Annotated in this window: 15 protein-coding genes; 6 read left to right on the top strand and 9 right to left on the bottom strand. The window is 66.5% G+C overall.

Annotated features, from left to right (window positions below; genetic code table 11):
• Positions 1–2: 2 nt before the first annotated feature.
• The 3 genes from V6M63_RS18265 (at position 3) to V6M63_RS18255 (ending at position 3,222) form a co-directional block, all read left to right on the top strand.
• The gene (locus tag V6M63_RS18265; RefSeq protein ID WP_332744139.1) at positions 3–1,016 is read left to right on the top strand and encodes an ABC transporter permease; all 1,014 of its coding nucleotides are present in this window, start codon (positions 3–5) and stop codon (positions 1,014–1,016) included.
• Positions 1,017–1,085: 69 nt separating this feature from the next.
• Positions 1,086–2,039, top strand: coding sequence for an ABC transporter substrate-binding protein (locus V6M63_RS18260; protein WP_332744137.1), 954 nt, complete (start codon positions 1,086–1,088; stop codon positions 2,037–2,039).
• A gap of 139 nt (positions 2,040–2,178) precedes the next feature.
• Entirely contained in the window at positions 2,179–3,222 is a 1,044-nt protein-coding gene (locus tag V6M63_RS18255) for an RNA methyltransferase (protein WP_332744135.1), read from the top strand.
• 6 nt (positions 3,223–3,228) lie between these two features.
• Here V6M63_RS18255 and V6M63_RS18250 read toward each other — a convergent pair whose 3' ends face one another.
• The gene (locus V6M63_RS18250) at positions 3,229–4,008 is read right to left on the bottom strand and encodes a hypothetical protein (protein ID WP_332744134.1); all 780 of its coding nucleotides are present in this window, start codon (positions 4,006–4,008) and stop codon (positions 3,229–3,231) included.
• 109 nt (positions 4,009–4,117) lie between these two features.
• Between V6M63_RS18250 and V6M63_RS18245 the strand changes: the two genes are divergently transcribed.
• Entirely contained in the window at positions 4,118–4,519 is a 402-nt protein-coding gene (locus V6M63_RS18245) for a helix-turn-helix domain-containing protein (protein WP_332744132.1), read from the top strand.
• A 9-nt stretch (positions 4,520–4,528) separates the two neighbouring features.
• On the opposite strand, the gene V6M63_RS18240 is transcribed toward V6M63_RS18245, so the two are convergent.
• The 4 genes from V6M63_RS18240 to V6M63_RS18225 are packed head-to-tail and all read right to left on the bottom strand — an operon-like array spanning position 4,529 to position 8,448.
• Positions 4,529–5,797 carry an FAD-dependent oxidoreductase gene (locus V6M63_RS18240; RefSeq protein ID WP_332744130.1) on the bottom strand — a complete coding sequence of 423 codons (1,269 nt, stop codon included), beginning with the start codon at positions 5,795–5,797 and terminating at the stop codon, positions 4,529–4,531.
• Entirely contained in the window at positions 5,794–6,942 is a 1,149-nt protein-coding gene (locus V6M63_RS18235) for an acyl-CoA dehydrogenase family protein (protein ID WP_332744128.1), read from the bottom strand. The genes V6M63_RS18240 and V6M63_RS18235 overlap by 4 nt, the downstream gene beginning before the upstream one ends.
• Positions 6,939–7,505 carry an OsmC family protein gene (locus V6M63_RS18230; protein WP_332744126.1) on the bottom strand — a complete coding sequence of 189 codons (567 nt, stop codon included), beginning with the start codon at positions 7,503–7,505 and terminating at the stop codon, positions 6,939–6,941. The genes V6M63_RS18235 and V6M63_RS18230 overlap by 4 nt, the downstream gene beginning before the upstream one ends.
• 49 nt (positions 7,506–7,554) lie before the next feature.
• A complete protein-coding gene (locus V6M63_RS18225; protein WP_332744124.1) occupies positions 7,555–8,448 on the bottom strand; it encodes a sulfurtransferase in 894 nt (297 codons plus the stop codon).
• A gap of 569 nt (positions 8,449–9,017) precedes the next feature.
• On the opposite strand from V6M63_RS18225, the gene V6M63_RS18220 reads away from it, so the two are divergent.
• Both V6M63_RS18220 and V6M63_RS18215 read left to right on the top strand, forming a co-directional pair.
• Positions 9,018–10,151 (top strand): ImmA/IrrE family metallo-endopeptidase, encoded by a 1,134-nt coding sequence (locus V6M63_RS18220; RefSeq protein WP_332744123.1) that lies wholly within the window; start codon positions 9,018–9,020, stop codon positions 10,149–10,151.
• Positions 10,151–10,690 carry a DUF4411 family protein gene (locus V6M63_RS18215; RefSeq protein WP_332744122.1) on the top strand — a complete coding sequence of 180 codons (540 nt, stop codon included), beginning with the start codon at positions 10,151–10,153 and terminating at the stop codon, positions 10,688–10,690. Before V6M63_RS18220 ends, V6M63_RS18215 begins: the two co-directional genes overlap by 1 nt.
• A gap of 256 nt (positions 10,691–10,946) precedes the next feature.
• Here the strand turns inward: V6M63_RS18215 and V6M63_RS18210 are convergent, their stop codons facing one another.
• The 4 genes from V6M63_RS18210 to V6M63_RS18195 all read right to left on the bottom strand — a co-directional run bounded on the left by V6M63_RS18210 (position 10,947) and on the right by V6M63_RS18195 (position 17,227).
• Positions 10,947–11,165 carry a hypothetical protein gene (locus V6M63_RS18210; RefSeq protein WP_332744120.1) on the bottom strand — a complete coding sequence of 73 codons (219 nt, stop codon included), beginning with the start codon at positions 11,163–11,165 and terminating at the stop codon, positions 10,947–10,949.
• Positions 11,166–11,254: 89 nt separating this feature from the next.
• Entirely contained in the window at positions 11,255–12,850 is a 1,596-nt protein-coding gene (locus V6M63_RS18205) for a sigma 54-interacting transcriptional regulator (RefSeq protein ID WP_332744119.1), read from the bottom strand.
• Between the two features lie 41 nt (positions 12,851–12,891).
• Positions 12,892–13,812 carry a DNA-binding response regulator gene (locus V6M63_RS18200; RefSeq protein ID WP_332744117.1) on the bottom strand — a complete coding sequence of 307 codons (921 nt, stop codon included), beginning with the start codon at positions 13,810–13,812 and terminating at the stop codon, positions 12,892–12,894.
• Positions 13,796–17,227 carry a hybrid sensor histidine kinase/response regulator gene (locus V6M63_RS18195; protein WP_332744115.1) on the bottom strand — a complete coding sequence of 1,144 codons (3,432 nt, stop codon included), beginning with the start codon at positions 17,225–17,227 and terminating at the stop codon, positions 13,796–13,798. Before V6M63_RS18195 ends, V6M63_RS18200 begins: the two co-directional genes overlap by 17 nt.
• Between the last annotated feature and the right edge of the window lie 72 nt (positions 17,228–17,299).

Genomic DNA, 17,299 nt, shown 5'->3' with positions numbered 1-17,299 from the left:
CCATGCAAGACCCCGCCCGCGCCGCCGACAAGGAAGCCATCCCGCGGCGCGGCGGCAAGCCCCTGCGCCAGCACCTGCGCGATGCCGGCCCCATCGTCGGCCTGGTGCTGCTGTGCATCACCGGCACACTGCTCAACCCCGACTTCGCGACCTGGGACAACGCGATGAACGTGCTCACCCGCACCGCTTTCATCGGCATCATCGCGGTGGGCATGTGCTTCGTCATCATTTCCGGTGGCATCGACCTCTCGGTGGGGTCGATGGCCGCGCTCGTTGCCGGCTGCATGATCATGGTGATGAACTGGGTCGCGCCGCTGGTGGGCAGCCCGGTGGCCGCCGTGCTGGTGGGCATGGCGATCGCGCTGATCCTGGGCGCGGCCTTTGGCCTGGCGCACGGTGTGCTCATCACCAAAGGACGCATCGAGCCCTTCATCGTCACGCTGGGCACGCTCGGCATCTTCCGCGCCTACCTCACCTACTTCTCCAACGGCGGCGCGCTCACGCTCGACAACGAACTCGGTGACACCTACGGCCCGGTCTACTACGGCGCCTGGCTGGGCATCCCGATCCCGATCTGGGTATTCCTCGCCGTGGCGCTGGCCGGTGCGCTCCTGCTCAACCGCACGCGCTACGGCCGCTACGTGCAGGCCATCGGCTCCAACGAACAGGTGGCGCGCTACGCCGCCGTGGCGGTGGACCGGATCAAGATCCTCACCTACATGCTGCTGGGCATCTGCGTGGGCATCGCCACCTTGCTCTACGTGCCGCGCCTGGGCTCGGCATCGCCTTCCACCGGCCTGCTCTGGGAGCTCGAAGCCATCGCCGCCGTGATCGTGGGCGGCACCGCGCTCAAGGGCGGCCAGGGTCGCATCGTGGGCACCGTGGTCGGTGCGGTGCTGCTCTCCGTCATCGGCAACATCCTCAATCTCACCAGCATCATCAGCGTGTACCTGAACGCGGCGGTCCAGGGTTTCGTGATCATCGTCGTGGCCTTCCTCCAAAGAGGGCGACGATGACCTTCCGGCGGCGCAGCCCCCGGGCCGGCGAGCCATTTCCTGCCTCTAGAACCTAGCAAGGAGACATTCATGAACAGACGCCTTTTTTCTGCCCTCTCGCTGGCCATCGCCACCCTGGTCACCGCGCCCGCCTTCGCCCAGAACAAGATGGTGATGGGTGTGTCGATTCCTGCCGCCACGCACGGCTGGACCGGTGGCGTGGTCTATTGGGCCAACCGCACCAAGGCCGAGCTGGAGAAGCAGTACCCCGGCTCTTCGGTGATCGTGAAGACCGCCGGATCCGCTGCCGAGCAGGCCAACCAGGTGCAGGATCTGCAAACCGTCAACAAGATCGACACGCTGGTGATCCTGCCATTCGAATCCGCGCCGCTCACCAAGCCTGTGGGTCAGGTCAAGAGCAAGGGCGTGTTCGTGACGGTGGTCGACCGGGGTCTCACCGACCCGACCGCCCAAAACGCGTACGTGGCCGGTGACAACCCGGGCTTCGGCAAGGTGGCCGGCGAGTACATGGCCAAGGCCATGGGTGGCAAGGGCAACGTGGTGGTGCTGCGCGGCATCCCGACCGTCATCGACAACCAGCGTGTCGACGCGTTCAACGCCGTGATGAAAAACCACCCGAACATCAAGGTGCTGGACGCCAAGCACGGCAACTGGAACCGCGACGACGCCTTCAAGGTGATGCAGGACTACCTGACCCGCTTCAAGCAGATCGATGCCGTGTGGGCTTCCGACGACGACATGGCGGTGGGGGTGCAGCGCGCCATCACCCAGGCCAAGCGCACCGACGTGAAGCTGGTGCTGGGCGGAGCGGGTTCCAAGGACTACATCAAGAAGGTGATGGATGGAGACCCGATCGTCACCGCCGACGTGACCTACTCGCCCAGCATGATCGCCGACGCCATGAATCTCACGGCCGAGTCGCGCGTGAAGGGCACCGCGATGCCCCCCACCACCACCATTCCCTCGGTGCTGATCACCAAGGACAACGCGTCGAAGTACTACTTCCCCGACTCGCCGTTCTGAGACATGCCCTCGGAGTCTGCGCGGCAGAAGCGGGCCTGGCGTCCACATCCCGCCCGAGAGGAAGGGGACGACGACACTTTCGCGCCGAACCCTCTGCTTCGCGCAAAGTGCCGGTCGCTGGCGCTAAGCTTGCCCGGTCATGCGCATCGAACACCTCCGCCAACGCCTGCAAGCCCTGGGCGCCAACCCACGCCACGCACAGCGCGTGCTGCGCCTGTGGTCGCATGCCTTGCCGCAGGACAGCGGACGGCGCGAACTCGCGCACTTCCTGCCGGCCACGCTGGTGGCGGCCCTGCCCACGCTGGCCGATGAGCTCGCCGGTCTGGCGCGGCTGCAATCGCAACACCCGGCCGAAGACGGCTCGGCACGACTGCTGGTGGCGCTGGCCGATGGCCAGACGGTGGAGAGCGTGCTGTTGCCGCGCGACGGCCTGTGCGTGTCCACACAAGTCGGTTGCGCGGTGGGTTGCGTGTTCTGCATGACCGGCCAGGGCGGCCTGGTCCGGCAGGTGGGCAGCGCCGAGATCGTGGCGCAGGTGGCGCTGGCGCGCGGTTTGCGGCCGGTGAAGAAGGTGGTGTTCATGGGCATGGGCGAGCCGGCGCACAACCTGGACAACGTGATGGAAGCCATCGACCTGCTCGGCACCGTCGGCAACATCGGGCACAAGCAGCTGGTGTTCTCCACCGTGGGCGATCCGCGCGTGTTCGAGGCGCTGCCGCTGGCGCGTGTGAAACCCGCGCTGGCGCTCTCGCTGCACACCACCAAAGCCGCGTTGCGCGAACAACTGCTGCCGCGCGCCCCGCGCATGACGCCCGACGAACTGGTGGACGCTGGCGAGCGTTATGCACGCGCCACCGGGTATCCGATCCAATACCAGTGGACGTTGCTCGAAGGCATCAACGACGGCGACGACGAAATCGAAGGGCTGGTGCGCCTGCTGCACGGCAAATACGCCATCCTCAACATGATCCCGTACAACACCGTGGACGACCTGCCCTACCGGCGCCCGAGCTGGGAACAGGCGGCGTCCATCGCCCGCCGCCTGCACCGCCGCGGCATCCTCACCAAGCTGCGGCAATCGGCCGGGCAGGACGTGGAGGGCGGCTGCGGGCAGCTGCGCGCGCGGGCAGAGAAACCCGCCCGGCGGGTGATTCCCCTGCGGGCGCAGGGCGCCAGCGCCTGAGGGCGCTCAAGGCCTGCCGAGGGGCGGGCCTTCGCCGGGCCGGTGCTGCGCAAACACCACCTGCGCGCAGAGCTCGTCGCGCGCCGAGGCGATGCGGCGCAGGTGCTGTCGCCACGCCGGGCTGGTCACGTCGCTGTTGCTGGGGGCCCAGAGCGGCGGGCGCGTTTCGTCGTCGAACACCATCACACGCGGCAGGCGCGCCAGACACTCCAGCGCCTCCAGGCGGCCGTCGGTGATGGCGATCACACCGCCGTGCGCCGGTCGGTGCACGAACTGCGCGCCGCTGCACACGTGGGCACACACGAAGCCATAGACCTCGTCGCGGCGGCTGGCGGGGATGAGCAGTTCGGCCAGCCGCACCAGGCCGGATGTGCCGAAGTCGCGCGCGCCAAGGCCACCCGGCACCGGCAGGCCACAGAAGGTGCCGAGCAGGTGGTCGCGGGCGCGGGCGTGGTGGGCCACGGCAAGAAAGCGGTTGGTGAAACGGGGGTCGTCATGGCCGGCCGCGAGTGCATCGGTGCGGTTGAGCAGTTGCCAGATCAGCAGGGCGAGCATGACCCGCGTCTGGTCGATGCCGATGGTCAGCGCCACGCGGTGCACCGGCCGCTCGTGCGGTGGCGCGTCGCCCTCCAGCGCCTCGTGCGCCGTGATCGTGGCCAGAATGGCGCGGCGCTGCTCCTCGTGAAAACCAAGCCCGCCCCGGGCCTGCGTGCTCGGTGGGTCAAACCACCACTGCAACAGCGCAGCGGTGGTGGGCGTGAGGCGCTGCGACACAGCTGGGTTCATGTTGTCCTCCTTGAAGTTGTGGTTTTGGGTGAGCCATTGAATCAACAAGTGAATTCAGCATACAACACGATGTTGATTCGGAACGCGGCCGAAAACTAGCGTTCGGTGCATGGAACACAAGCTCGAATTCGCCCAGCGGCTGCGCGATGCCATGGCCGCCGCCGGACTGGAGCCCCGTCCCGGCGTGCTGCTGAACCTGTTCAACGCCCATTACTGGGGACGGTCGGTGTCGTTCCAGGCGGTGTCACGCTGGTTGCGTGGCGAGGCGATCCCGGCGCAGGACAAGCTGCTGGTGCTGGCCGAGATCCTGCGGGTGGAGCCCGAGGTGCTGCGCTTTGGCCAGTCCGTGCGCCACCGGGTGCAGGAGAGCCGCAAACGGTGGGACGAAGGCGTGAGCTACCAGGAACGCGAGGTCTTCGACGCCTTCCTGGGCCTGCCGGCGCCGCAGCGCAAGCTGGTGCGCGAGGTCATCCTGGCGTTGGCGCAGGTGCACGCCGAGCGCAAGGGCTGAGCGCGAGGCTCAGTGCAGCGTCAACGGCCGTGACGTCGTCTTGACCCGCACCACCGCCGCGCGCGGCTCGTAGGGCGCAGGGGCCGCACCGCAAATGTCGGCCGCGATCGCGCGGGCCTGCCGCGCGATGGGTTCGATGAATCTGCTCGGTTGGCCGTTGATGGCGATGCAGTCGCCCATGGCGTGGATGTGTTCGTTGCTGGTCTTCAGGTTCACCGGGTCCACCGCGATGCCGTTGTCCCATGTCAGTTGGGCGCTCTGCGCCAGGCGCGGCGGTGTGGCCAGGCCGGCGGCGGCGATCACCTGGTCGGCGGCGAAGCGCTGGCCGCAGGTGGTGGTGATGCGGTAGCGGCCGGCCAACTGCTCCAGCTGCGCCACCTGCACACCGCCCACGAAGCGGATGGCCAGGTCTTTCCAGGCGTCGAGCAGTTGGCCGCCCGCGCCCTCGGCGCTCCAGCGCGCCAGCGGTTCGGCCTGCACGTCGAGCAGGGTGATGCGGTGGCCGCCGAGGGCGAGGTCGTTGGCGAGTTCGCTGCCGATCAGGCCGGCACCGACGATGGTCACGTCTTTTGGTCCTGTCTCGTCAACCTGTCCCAAAGCCGCGCGCAGCTTTTGATAGGCCGCCAGGTGGTTGATGCGCCAGCACAGCGCCGCCGGCAGCGCGGCCGGCAGGTAGGCCTGCGCGCCGTGGGCCAGCACGAGCCGATCAAAGCGCAGCACGCCGCGCGTGGTGCGCAGCTGCTGCGTGTCGGCGCAGATGCGCACGGCGTGGGTGTGGCCGAGCAGGCGCACGTTCAGGCGCGCAGCGGCTGCCGCGCCGCTTTCCTTCACCAGCTGGTCCGGCGCCGTGCTGCGCGCCATGGCGATCGACAGCATGGGCTTGTCGTACACGTCACCGGCGCAGGCCGTGACCATGGTGATGGGCAGGTCGGCATCGAGCGTGCGCAGGGCTTCGGCCATCTGCCAGCCGGCGCGCCCGGCGCCAACGATGACCACACCCGCCGCACCGCGCGTGGCCACCGGGGCGCTGCCCTGGATGTTGGCGCGCAGCGCGTCCAGGCTGGGCGGTGTCCAGGGCGTGAAGTCGGCCTTGGTCACGCCGCACAGCGGGCAGGCCCAGTCGTCGGGGATGTCGGCGTAGCGCGTGCCGGGCGGCAGGCCACCGTCGGGGTCGCCGTCGGCTTCGTTGTAGATGTAGCCGCAGGCGTCGCAGATGTACTGCTGCCAGGGTGCGAGGGCCTGCACCGCCGCGGCGATCGTGTTCAAAGAGGCGTTCATGCCGGCATCACCTCGGCAGACAGGCGCGCGATTTCCTTGCGCAGGTGTTTGATGGCGGGCGTGACGATGGCCACGAAGTGCGACTCGCGCACACGACGCTGCACGGCCGAGCTCATGAGGTAACCGCGCGCGCCCTGGTGCAGCAGGGCCGACTGCGCCGCGCGCAGACTCAACTCGGCGCCGTGCGCGCGCGCGTCCAGCACGTCGATGAAAAATTCCACCGATGGGTCGTAGGGCGTTTCGGCCAGCTTCATCACGCGCTCGGTGAGCGCGTCCAGCTCGGCCTGCAGCGCGTCGGGCCGGTCTTCCAGAAACTGGTTCACATGGCCCAGCTGCGCCTCCACTTCCCAGATGGAGTCGATGGCGCCCTGCGTCACGCCCACCGCCATGCCGCACTGGAGCATGACGAAGGCCGCACGGATGCGGGCAATGAACGGTTTGGCGGCGTCGGCGATCACGTCGTCAGCGCCAATGAAATGGTCTTTGAGGCGCAGCGCGTAGGTGCCCGTGCCTTCCATGGCCGAGAAGCTCGGGCATTCGCGCAGCTCCACGCCGGGCGCGCCGCAGCGCAGCAGAAACATCACCTCGCGGCCGATGGGCTCGTCGCCATGCACCACCGCGGCAATCGCGCCGCAGCTGTGGCCCGGCCCGAGGTTGCTCACCCAGGGCAGCGAGCCGTTGACGATGTAGCCGCCCTCCACCGGCGTGGCCTTGAGCAGCAGGCTCTCGATCTGCGCGTAGCTCTTCATGGGGTTGGACAAGGCCGTGCCGCCCAGCGAGTCGCCGCGCACGTGCGCCATCAGCGCCTCGCCATTCAGCGCGGGGTTGCCCGACTGCTGCATGTACAGACCACACACCGCCTGGCACCACATCATGAAGCCGGTGGCGCCGCACACGCGCGAGGCCTCGGCCATGGCGCGGATCGCCAGACCGAAATCGCCCGGGCCGGCCTCGCCATCGAGGTGCGCGCTCATGGCACCCAGCGCGGCGAGCTGCTGCAGCTCGGCGCGCGGGTAGTAGCCGCTGCGGTCGATGGACTCGACCACCGCCGCCAACGGGCCCTGCGCCACCTCGCGCACCGCGGCCAGCAGCGCGGAGGCCGATGTTTCGTGGGTCAGCTCGGGGGGCAGGTCGTGGGGGTTCATGCGTCTGCCAGTCCGATGGTCATTGGAATCGGGTTGCGCATGCTGTTGGCCACCGGCGAATAGAAATTGGCGTGCTGCACGATCTCGTCGAGCACCTCGCGCGGCGCGTCGCCCTCCACCACCACCTTCACGCGGATCGCCTGAAAACCCATCTCGGCCGGCAGCTTCTCCAGCGCGCCACCGGCGCCCCACGCGGCGGGGTTGCCGATGTCGCCTTCAAGGAACACCTCCAGCTTGCTCAGCTTCACGCCCTTCCAGGTGGCCACCGCCGTGATGCCCACCGCCAGACACCCGCCCAGGCCCGAGAGCACGATCTCGCCGGGTGCCGGTGCCGTGTCTTCGCCAAACAGGTGCAGCGGCTCGTCCACCACCACCGGCGTGTGGTTGCCCACGGTGGAGAGCGAGCGGTACTGCCCCTCCATCACGGTGTGGACCTTGTTGGTGCCGCGGCTGGCGGGGTTGGCTTTGCCCTTGGCGGCAAAGGCCGCGAGGCCCTCGCTGTCGATGGGGCGCAGGTAGGCCTTGACGGTGTTCACAGGCTCAAGCGTGTCGGTAGCGGACATGGTGTCTCCAGGGTTTCAGGGTCGGGGAAAAAGGAAGAAGGAGGAAGGCTCAGGCCGCCATGGCCAGCACGGGTTTTTTGCTGGACTTCACCAGCGGCAGACCGGTCTCGATCGGCAGGCTCTCGTCGCGCGACCACTCGTTCCACGAGCCGAAGTACATGCGCACGTCGCTGAAGCCGGCCTGCTTGAGCGCCAGGAAGGTGTTGGACGCGCGCGCGCCCTTGAAGCAGTAGAGGTAGATGGTGTCGTCGGTGGTGATGCCGGCGGTGGCGCACTCGGCCTTCACCTCGTCGGGCGACTTGAACACCGGGCCTTGCGCCGAAGGCTTCATGAAGCGGTACCACTCCAGCCACTTGGCGCCGGGCAGGCGGCCCTTGCGGGGCGCGAAGTCTTTGCCGTAGGGCGATGACGATTCACCGATCCACTCGTCGATGTCGCGCACGTCGAGCAACACCGTGTCGGTGCCCAGCGCGGCCTTCACATCGTCCTGCGTGAGCATCACGTCGGCCGTGGGCAGGTCGCTCGGGAAGGTGGCGGGCGTGGGCGTGGCCGCCGTGGTGGAGACCGGCATGCCGGCCGCTTTCCAGGCGCTGAAGCCACCGTTGAGCACCTTGATCTTGGGGTAGCCCAGCCAGGTGAGCAGGTAGTAGCCACGGCACGACTGGCCGTAGCCGCTGTTCATCGCGTCTTCGTAGAACACCGCCGTTTCCTTGCCCGAGAGACCGGCCGCACCGAGGGCATCAGCGAAGGTTGCTTTCAGCGCCTGCAGGCCTTCGGGCGTGGAGGTGGCCAGATACGTGAACACTTCACGCAGGTTCACGGCACCGGGAATGTGACCAGCGGAAAAGGTGTCCGCGTCGCGCGTGTCGATGACCACGACGGGTTCGGACGACTGCAGCGCAGCAAGCTGGGCGGGGGCGATCAGGGTGGCGTCAATGCTCATGGAGACCTCGCGGAAGTGGCGGCAGGCGGGATTGCCTGAGGTCTCTAGCGCAACCAACGTGCCAAGTGGGCGGGCATGCGGGTCAACGCGTGGAGGGCGTTGAATTTGTTGGGTTTATTGGGGTTGGTCGCGGAAATGCGCAGGCTGCCGGCGACGGCTGGATGCGCCACTGTGTCGACACAATGTCGACACAGTGTTGGTGTGCGAGTTCTTTTCGATTGAGTGGTCGGAATTTAGAGCGCGAGAGGTCCATCCCAGGCTTTCGGCTGCGAGGCGATGTGGTGACTCCTGGCCGAACATCTGCACAGCAGCGATGGCAAACCGTCGTCACCGATCCGCTGGCGATTGGTGCAGTCAAACAGCGAAGAGTCAGCAGGGCGCGTCTTAGTTGCGTCCCGAGACACCGCGGCGACCAGGGCTAGAGCCTCCACGGTAAGCAAAGATTCGGAGCATCCGTGAGTCCATCTGTCCCACAAGGGAGCCTAGGCTTACGGTCCGTTCGACCCTCATGCGGGGGCACTAGTGCTTCCCCCGAACCGCAATGTAAGAGGGGCTGTTACATTGGGAAGATGGCCACCCTAACCTTGTCCCCAGACGTCCTTGAATGGGCGGCAAACAAGGTAGGTCTTTCTCTTACTGAGCTTGCTGGGAAGGTCGCGCCGCCCTCTAAAACTGAAGCGGTACTTCAGGGCAAAGTAACACCCACTCAGATCGAAAAGATTGCATCGATATCTCGGATTCCTTTTGGCTTCTTGTTCTTGGAGGCGCCGCCAACGATAGATAGGCCGCAGCTGCCAGACTTGCGACAACTCAAAGATGCCGAGCCGTTGTCTGAGGACTTTTATGAAACCCTTAGTGATGTTCTTCGAAAACAGGAGTGGTTCGCGGACTACCTGCAGGATGGCGAATCCGAAGGACCAGCCTTTGTAGGTCGTTACGCAGATCGTTCGGACCCTGAGCTCGTGCCTATTGTCGCGAAGGAGATCACGGAGACTCTTTCGTTGACGCGGAACGACCGTCGAAATTCGGCCACACCAGAAGCTTTCTACAGCTTACTTGTCGGGCGACTCGAAGCATCAGGAGTCCTTGTATTCAAAAACGGTGTCGTTAAGTCGAACACACGCAGACCACTCTCGGCTTCGGAATTTCGAGGTTTCGCCATCGTCGATAGTCTTGCTCCGGCCATCTTCGTCAATGGGGCCGATTGGCCGACCGCGTGGGTTTTCACACTGATACATGAGGCTGCTCACATCTGGCTTGGCCATAGCGGCGTGTCCAATGTATCGGCCTCGACAATGACAGTATCAGATGCAAGCGTTGAGACTTTATGCAATCGCATCGCTGCAGAGGTTCTCACACCTCATGCTGAGTTCCTGGCTGCTTGGTCGGCGCTCGATGCATCACATTTTATTGTCCTTAGTCGTCGTTTCCGGGTCAGTCAGCTTGTGATCGCGCGGCGGGCTTTGGAGTTCGGATTGATAACGGCAGCACAGTACGGTGCGGCAGCAGAAGCTAGCCGCAAGGCTGCAAACCGGACGACGAGCGGTGGTGATGGTTTCGCAAATATTCTGATCCGGAACAGCAAACGGTTAACAAAAGCCGTCGTCGCTCGAGCGATGGCTGGTGACTTGATGCTTCGTGACGCAGGCGGACTGCTCAACGCATCTCCGAGGTCTGTGGTTGAACTCGCGAGGCGTGGCTGATGACAGAAAAAAAGTACCTTATTGACGCTAACGTTTTCATCCAAGCCAAGAACATGTACTACCGCTTCGATTTTTGCGGAGGGTTCTGGGATTGGATGCAGTCGGCTCATGCGAGAGGACACGTATACAGCTGTCGCAAAGTGTTGAGCGAACTGGCTGCCGGTCCCAAAGACGACCCGGCATATGGCTGGGCCAAGGCACTCCCTCCGACGTTCTTTCTTGACGACGCGCAGAATGTCGCAGTGATGAAGCACTACAGCAACATCATGCAGTGGGCTCACTCGTCAAAGTACAACGCAGCTGCCCAAGCGCAGTTTGCCAAGGCGACCACGGCGGACGCATTCCTCATTGCCGTAGCAAAAGAGCACGGTTATGGCATTGCGACCCAAGAAAAAAGCAATCCAGACACCAAGAAGAAGATTTATCTTCCTGACGCTGCAGCGGCTCATGGCGTGGACACAGTGTATGTGTACGACCTACTCTCCACGCTGGCCGTATCCACCTTTGTCTTGAAGCCACCCGTAGCGGCCGCCATCTAACTTTCTAGGCATGAAGCTTCCGAGTGTCGGGCGTTGGACTTCAAGGTCCAATGTTTTGCGCTACTCGCTATCTATGACCTGTGCAGAGTGGTGGCCTGGAAGGCACTTCTTGGCGCGGCCGCTTTGCCCTCCACCTTCTTGCCTAGAACGTGCGCCTGATCGCCCGCCTCAGCGGCCGGCTTATGGCCGATGCACGACATGCTCGCCCCATCCGCCTTGGCCATTTGGTCAGCACGCCACTTGTTAGGCTCTCGGCCTATCGGAAAGCCACGTCGTCAGCATCCAGCGCAGGCGGCCGCAACAAGTCCTCATCAATCCCCATCACCGCACTCGCCCGCTCCACCGCCCGCCACAGCAACGGCGGCATCTTCAAGATCTCGTCGGGCGTGTCGGCCTGCGCAATCCAGCTGCTGATCTGCTGGTGCTCGTCGGTGGTCAGCAATGCCAGGTTCAGCATTTCGTCGATGGTTTTCATGGTGGCTTCTCGCAAGTCTTGGTCAATGGCGTCGATGCTGTCACACATCCGTTACGCCGGCTTTCAGTTGAACGCTTCAACCCCACCCTTCATCGCAGCCCCGCCTTGCGCAGCCGGTAGCTGAACTGCCGCAGCGTGAGCCCCAGGCTTTGGGCGGCCTGGGTCTGGTTGCCTTGGTGGCGCAGCAGGGCGTCTTGCAGGGCCTGCGGGCTGTGTGAACGGGCGCTCAGGTATTCGCGCACGGTGCCGGCGGGCAGGGGCCGGCCGGGTGGGGGTTCGGCGGTGGGCAGCGGTGTCAGTGATTCGGGCATGAAGCGCTCCAGCGCCACGGCGGTCACGCGGGTGTGGTCGGTGAGCAGCACCAGCCGCTCGATCAGGTTGCCCAGTTCGCGGATGTTGCCGGGCCAGTCGTGCGTTTCCAGCCGCGCCATGGCCTCGGGCGCCAGGTGCACGTTGCGCTCGTGCGCCTGGTTGGCGCGGTTCACGAAATGCAGCGCGAGCGCGCGGATGTCTTCGCGCCGCTCGCGCAGGCTGGGCAGGCGGATCGGGATCACGTTGAGCCGGTAATACAGGTCTTGCCGGAACCGCCCGGCCTGCACCTCGCGCGCCAGGTCCCGGTTGGTCGCGGCCACCAGGCGAATGTTCACCTTCAGCTCGCGCGTGCCGCCCAGGCGCACCAGCGTGCCCTCTTGCAGCGTGCGCAGCAGCTTGCTTTGCATGGCCAGCGGCAGCTCGCCGATCTCGTCCAGAAAGATGGTGCCGCCGTTGGCCTGCTCGAACCAGCCCGCGCGCGCGGTGTTGGCCCCGGTGAAGGCGCCGCGCTCGTAGCCGAACAGCTCGGACTCGAACAAGGTGTCGGGGATCGCCGAGCAGTTCACTTTGATGAAAGGCTGGTCATGCCGGCCGCTGGCCAGGTGCACGGCGCGGGCAAACAGCTCCTTGCCTGTGCCCGACTCGCCCAGCAGCAGCACCGTGGCCTGCGACTGCGACACGCGTTCCAGCTCGCCCAGGGCCTGCAGCAGCGCGGGCGAGCGGCCAATGAGCCCGTAGCGCGCGGTGCTGGTGTCGAGCGCGCGCGCCAGGGCGGCGTTGCGCTCTTCGAGCTGGCGGGTTTCCTCGGCCACCAGCTGCTCCAGCTGCAGCAACTGGCCAGCCAGGGTGGCGAGGATGCGCAGCACGGCCAGGTCGTCGTTCAGGTGGCGCTGGCGGCTGCGGATGCGGTGGCAGGCCAGCACGCCGATGGTGGCGCCGTTCACCTCGATGGGCAGCGCGATGAAGGCCACGGTCTGCGGCGGCAGCTGGCTGCGTGGCACGCAGCGAAAGAGGAAGAGTGGCTCGGCGTCCACGTCTTGCACGATCGCCGGCAGGCCGGTCTGCAGCACCCGCCCGGTGATGCCCTCGCCCCAGCGGTACACGCCGCTGGCCACCTGGCCGGCGGTGAGGCCGTAGGCGTGGCGGATGGAGGCCGTGCGCTCAGCCTCGTGCGGCACGTCGTCGGCCAGCACCATGCGCCCCCGGTTCAGGCCGAGCAGCTCGCTCATCAGGTGCAGCATCTCGCGCAACACGAAGGCCGGCGCCAGGCTGCGGCCCACCAGCTTCATCACCTCGCGCATGAGCAGCAGCTCCTGGGCGTGCCAGTCGGTGCCGGTGTGGTCGAGGTCGGGGTCGGTGCGGTGCGGGGCCATGGACAAGAGCCAAGCAAACATCGCGCCGGAGCGGTGCTTTGTCAGTCCTGAGGCAGCAGGCGCCCGGCGATCGCCGCCGCCGCCGACCGCGTCTCCACGCCCAGTTTCTCGAACACATGCTCCAGGTGTTTGTTCACCGTGCGGTGGCTCATGCCCAGGATGTCGGCGATGTCGCGGTTGGTCTTGCCCTTGGCCAGCCACGACAGCACCTCGGTCTCGCGCGGCGTGAGCGCGATGTCGCGCAGGCGCTGCGCGGCAGCGCTGTCGGGCGTGAGCGTGAGCAGCAGCATCGACTCGCCCAGGTTGCCCTGGCCCATGTTGCGCGCCAGCAGGCGGCCCTGGCGCCCGAGGTCGCGCGTGGTCTCGCTGTCGCTGAGTGCCGCGCCCAGCCATTCGCTGGCGCGCTTGCCCGCCGTGGCGTCCGTGCCGAAAGCGAGCGCGAGCCAGGCGGTGGCCTGCGGTGAGCGCCAGGCCATGCGGCCCTGCGTGTCCAGCACCACGGTGCCCATGCCGGCCACGTCCACGGCTTCCTGCGCCAGACGCGTCACGCGCGCGTTGCGCACATGCGTGGCCAGCCGCGCCATCACCTCGGGAATGCGCAGCGGTTTGACCACGTAGTCCACGCCGCCGCAGGCAAAGCCGCGCAGGATCTGCTCGCTCTCCGAGAGGCCGGTCATGAAGACGATGGGCACGTGCGACCAGGCCGGCGTGGCCTTGATGTGTTCGCAGAAGGTGAAGCCGTCCATGCCGGGCATCACCGCGTCGAGCAGCACGCCGTCGGGCACGGCCACTTCAAAGCGTTCGAGGGCCTCTTCGGCGTCGCGCGCGGCGAGCACCACATAGCCCTCGGCCACCAGCGCGTCGCCCAGCATGCGCAGGGTGTCCACGGCGTCGTCCACCACCAGGATCACGGGCTGTGTGACCAGAGGTGGCGTGGCCACTGGGTCAGGTGTTGATGTCATCTTCTTCTTCCGTGAGCTCCGCGGTGTCCCTGAGGTACTCGATCAGGGTTTGAAAGTCGAACCGGTCCGCGCAGGACTGCAGCAGCGCCAGTGTGGCGGCGTGCGCGGGTTCGGCGGTTTGGGCCTGCCACAGGCGCTGGCGCAGCGCGGCGGCCTGGCCCTGGCGCGCCAGGCGCTGCAGTTCTTCGCGCAGGTCGTCGGGCAGCGGCAGGCCGGTGATGCGGTGGCGCACGAAGCTCACCGGCGTGGTGGCCGGCGCCTGCTCGGTCACCCACTCCAGCGCGAGCGCGCTCTTGAGCGCGTCCAGCAGTTCCGACTCCATCATGGGTTTGGCCACGAAGCCCTGGCAGTCCAGCGCGGTCAGTTCTTCGGGCCGGTTGTCGAACAGGTTGGCCGAGACGAACACGATGGGGAGGCGCGCGGCAGGCAGCAGCTTGCGCACGGCCTCGGCGGTCTGCCAGCCATCGAGCCCGTCCATGGTGAGGTCCAGCAGCAGCAGGTCGGGCGCGTGCTGTTCGATGATCTCCAGGCACTCCAGGCCGCTGGCCGCCTCGCGCACCACGAAGCCCAGCGGCACCAGAAGGCTGGCGAGCAGCTGGCGGTGCAGTGGCTGGTCGTCCACCACGAGCAGCGTGCGGCGTGGCCCCAGGTAACCGGTGACCGCGCGCAGCGTGGACGGGATCGGCAGCGGGTGCAGTGGGTCTGACGGAATGGGCGGCAGGTACAACCGCAACGAAAAGGTGCTGCCCTGGCCGGGCCGGCTCTTGAGCAGCAGTTCGCCGCCCATCATGTCGGTGAGCAGGTGGGTGATGGTCAGGCCCAGGCCGGTGCCGGTGTCCAGCGCGCGCCGCCCGGCGCTGCCGCGCTCGAACGGCAGGAAGATGCGCGTCTGGTCTTGCGCGGCGATGCCGATGCCGGTGTCGATCACGTCGATGCGCGCGACCTGCTGGCGGAAGTCGAGCTTGAGCGTCACGTCGCCCTGGTCGGTGAAGCGCACCGCGTTGCTCAGCAGGTTGATCAGGATCTGCCGCAGGCGTTTGGCGTCGGCGCGCACCCAGGCCGGCAACTCGCCCTCTTGCTGCACCACGAAGCGCAGGCCCTTGGACTCGGCCTGCGGGCGGATCATGCGTTCCACGTCTTCGAGCAGCTGGCCCAGCGGCAGCGGCACCGGGTCGAGCTTCAGGCGCCCGGCCTCGATGCGCGCGAGGTCGAGCGAGCCATCGATCAGCGCGTGCATGTGCTGGCCGCTGCGCTGCATGGTGGCGATGGTCTCGCGCACCCAGACCGAGATGTCGCTGTTCTTCAGCAGGATCTGCGCGTAACCCAGGATGCTGGTGAGCGGCGTGCGCAGCTCGTGCGTCATGCCGGCCACGTAGCGCGTCTTGGCCTGGCTCGCGGCCTCGGCACGGTCGCGCGCGGACTGCAGCTCGGCGTCGGTGCGCTGGTGGGCGTCGATCTCCAGCATCAGCAGCTGCGTCTGCCGCTCGGACTCGTCCTGCGCCATGCGCCGGCTGTCGGTGGTGAGCACCACCCACCACGAGCACACCGCGGCGAACAGCACCAGGAAGGCGTAGATCTTGAGGAAGGGCAGCTGCAGCACCTCGGTCGGGGCGTGCAGGCTTTCCTGCACGTAGACCATGCCGATCAGGAAGGCCATGACCGCGCTGATGGACAGCCACACCCCGAGGAACTGCCCGGCGCGGAAGTTGACCCGCACCATCACGCCCTGCGGCAGCACCGCGGCGAGCGCCGCGCGCACCTGGTCGATGGCGCGCGAGTTGGTCTTGCAGCGGTCGTGGCAGCGCGATTCGAGCGAGCAGCACAGCGAGCAGATGGGTGCGCGGTAGGCCGGGCAGCTCGCCATGTCCTCGCTCTCGAACTGGTTCTCGCACACCGCGCAGCGCACCGCTTCGCCGGGCTTCCATTCGGTGGAGGGCGTGCGCGCCAGGTAGTAGCGGCCCTGGGTGGCCCAGGCGATCAGGGGCGAGAGCACCAGCGCCAGGCCGAGCGCGATGAAGGGCGAAAACGCCGCCGCCACCTCGCCCATGACGCCGGCGTAGGCCAGGCTGGCCACCAGCGCCGCGACGATCATCGAGCCCATGCCCACCGGGTTGAAGTCGTACAGGTAGGCGCGGCGGAACTCGATGCCTTTCGGGCTCAGGCCCAGCGGCTTGTTGATGATGAGATCGGCCACCAGCGCGCCGACCCAGGCAATGGCCACGTTGCTGTAGACGCCCAGCACCTTCTCGATGCCGGCGAACACGCCCAGCAGCATGAGCAGGGTGGCAATCGCCACGTTGAACACCAGCCAGACCACGCGGCCCGGGTGGCTGTGCGTCACGCGTGCGAAGAAGTTGGACCAGGCCAGTGACCCCGCGTAGGCGTTGGTCACGTTGATCTTGATCTGCGAAATGATCACGAACACCACCGTCATCACCACCGCCAGGCCGGGGTGGCCCACCGCCGCGGTGAAGCCGGCCAGGAACATCTGCGTGGGCTCGGTGGTGCGCTCGGGCGCGACCTCGAACTGCATCGCCGCGAACGCGAGAAAAGCGCCGCCGGCCATCTTGAGCATGCCCATGCCGATCCAGCCCGGCCCGGTGATCAGCACCGCGGTCCACCAGCGCCAGCGGTTCTCGCGCTTGCGCTCGGGCATGAAGCGCAAGAAGTCCACCTGCTCGCCGATCTGCACCACCAGCGAGAAGATCACCGCCGCCGCCGCGCCGAACATCAGCGGCTGGAAATTGTTGCTGCCCGAGCGGATGCCGGTGAGGCTGGAGAAGTCGCGGTAGAGCTGGGGCTGGGAGACCGCGATCCACACGAAGGGCAGCAGCAGCAGGAACAGCCACAGCGGCTGCGTCCAGGCCTGCAGCTTCGAAATGAGGGTGATGCCGCGGATGACCAGCGGGATGATCACCACCGCCGAGATCAGGTAACACCAGGCCAGCGGCCAGTCGGTCGCCATCTGCAGGGCCAGCGCCATGATCACCGCCTCGATGGCGAAGAAGATGAAGGTGAACACCGCGTAGATCAGCGAGGTGATGGTCGAGCCCAGGTAGCCGAAGCCCGCACCCCGGGTCAGCAGGTCCATGTCCAGCCCGTAGCGCGCGGCGTAGTAGGCGATGGGCAGGCCGGTGAAAAAAATGATCAACCCCACCACCAGGATCGCCCACATGGCGTTGCCGAAGCCGTAGTTCACCGCGATCGCGCCACCGATGGCCTCCAGCGCCAGGAAGGACAGCGAGCCGAACGCGGTGTTGGCCACGCGCCACTCGCTCCACTTGCGAAAGCTGCGCGGCGTGTAGCGCAGGGCGTAGTCCTCCATGGTCTCGTCGGCCACCCACGAGTTGTATTCCCGGCGGAACCGGAAGATTTTTTGCGTGGCGACGGGCGTGGCGGGCTCGGGTGAGGACATGCCATGGACGCTAGCAAGAACCGTCCCCGGCCACCAGACAGACGCTCTACGTTATTTGACGTATGGGCGCCC

The organism is Hydrogenophaga sp. (genome assembly GCF_036675665.1).
In the GTDB taxonomy this organism is placed as follows: domain Bacteria; phylum Pseudomonadota; class Gammaproteobacteria; order Burkholderiales; family Burkholderiaceae_C; genus Hydrogenophaga.
The sequence above is the reverse complement of the archived record's forward strand: the minus strand, read 5'-3'. Positions and strand labels throughout refer to the sequence as shown.

Coding starts and splice junctions, on each gene's coding strand:
- V6M63_RS18265 (WP_332744139.1), top strand. CDS start 3: ATGCAAGACCCCGCCCGCGCCGCCGACAAGGAAGCCATCCCGCGGCGC.
- V6M63_RS18260 (WP_332744137.1), top strand. CDS start 1,086: ATGAACAGACGCCTTTTTTCTGCCCTCTCGCTGGCCATCGCCACCCTG.
- V6M63_RS18255 (WP_332744135.1), top strand. CDS start 2,179: ATGCGCATCGAACACCTCCGCCAACGCCTGCAAGCCCTGGGCGCCAAC.
- V6M63_RS18250 (WP_332744134.1), bottom strand. CDS start 4,008: ATGAACCCAGCTGTGTCGCAGCGCCTCACGCCCACCACCGCTGCGCTG.
- V6M63_RS18245 (WP_332744132.1), top strand. CDS start 4,118: ATGGAACACAAGCTCGAATTCGCCCAGCGGCTGCGCGATGCCATGGCC.
- V6M63_RS18240 (WP_332744130.1), bottom strand. CDS start 5,797: ATGAACGCCTCTTTGAACACGATCGCCGCGGCGGTGCAGGCCCTCGCA.
- V6M63_RS18235 (WP_332744128.1), bottom strand. CDS start 6,942: ATGAACCCCCACGACCTGCCCCCCGAGCTGACCCACGAAACATCGGCC.
- V6M63_RS18230 (WP_332744126.1), bottom strand. CDS start 7,505: ATGTCCGCTACCGACACGCTTGAGCCTGTGAACACCGTCAAGGCCTAC.
- V6M63_RS18225 (WP_332744124.1), bottom strand. CDS start 8,448: ATGAGCATTGACGCCACCCTGATCGCCCCCGCCCAGCTTGCTGCGCTG.
- V6M63_RS18220 (WP_332744123.1), top strand. CDS start 9,018: ATGGCCACCCTAACCTTGTCCCCAGACGTCCTTGAATGGGCGGCAAAC.
- V6M63_RS18215 (WP_332744122.1), top strand. CDS start 10,151: ATGACAGAAAAAAAGTACCTTATTGACGCTAACGTTTTCATCCAAGCC.
- V6M63_RS18210 (WP_332744120.1), bottom strand. CDS start 11,165: ATGAAAACCATCGACGAAATGCTGAACCTGGCATTGCTGACCACCGAC.
- V6M63_RS18205 (WP_332744119.1), bottom strand. CDS start 12,850: ATGGCCCCGCACCGCACCGACCCCGACCTCGACCACACCGGCACCGAC.
- V6M63_RS18200 (WP_332744117.1), bottom strand. CDS start 13,812: ATGACATCAACACCTGACCCAGTGGCCACGCCACCTCTGGTCACACAG.
- V6M63_RS18195 (WP_332744115.1), bottom strand. CDS start 17,227: ATGTCCTCACCCGAGCCCGCCACGCCCGTCGCCACGCAAAAAATCTTC.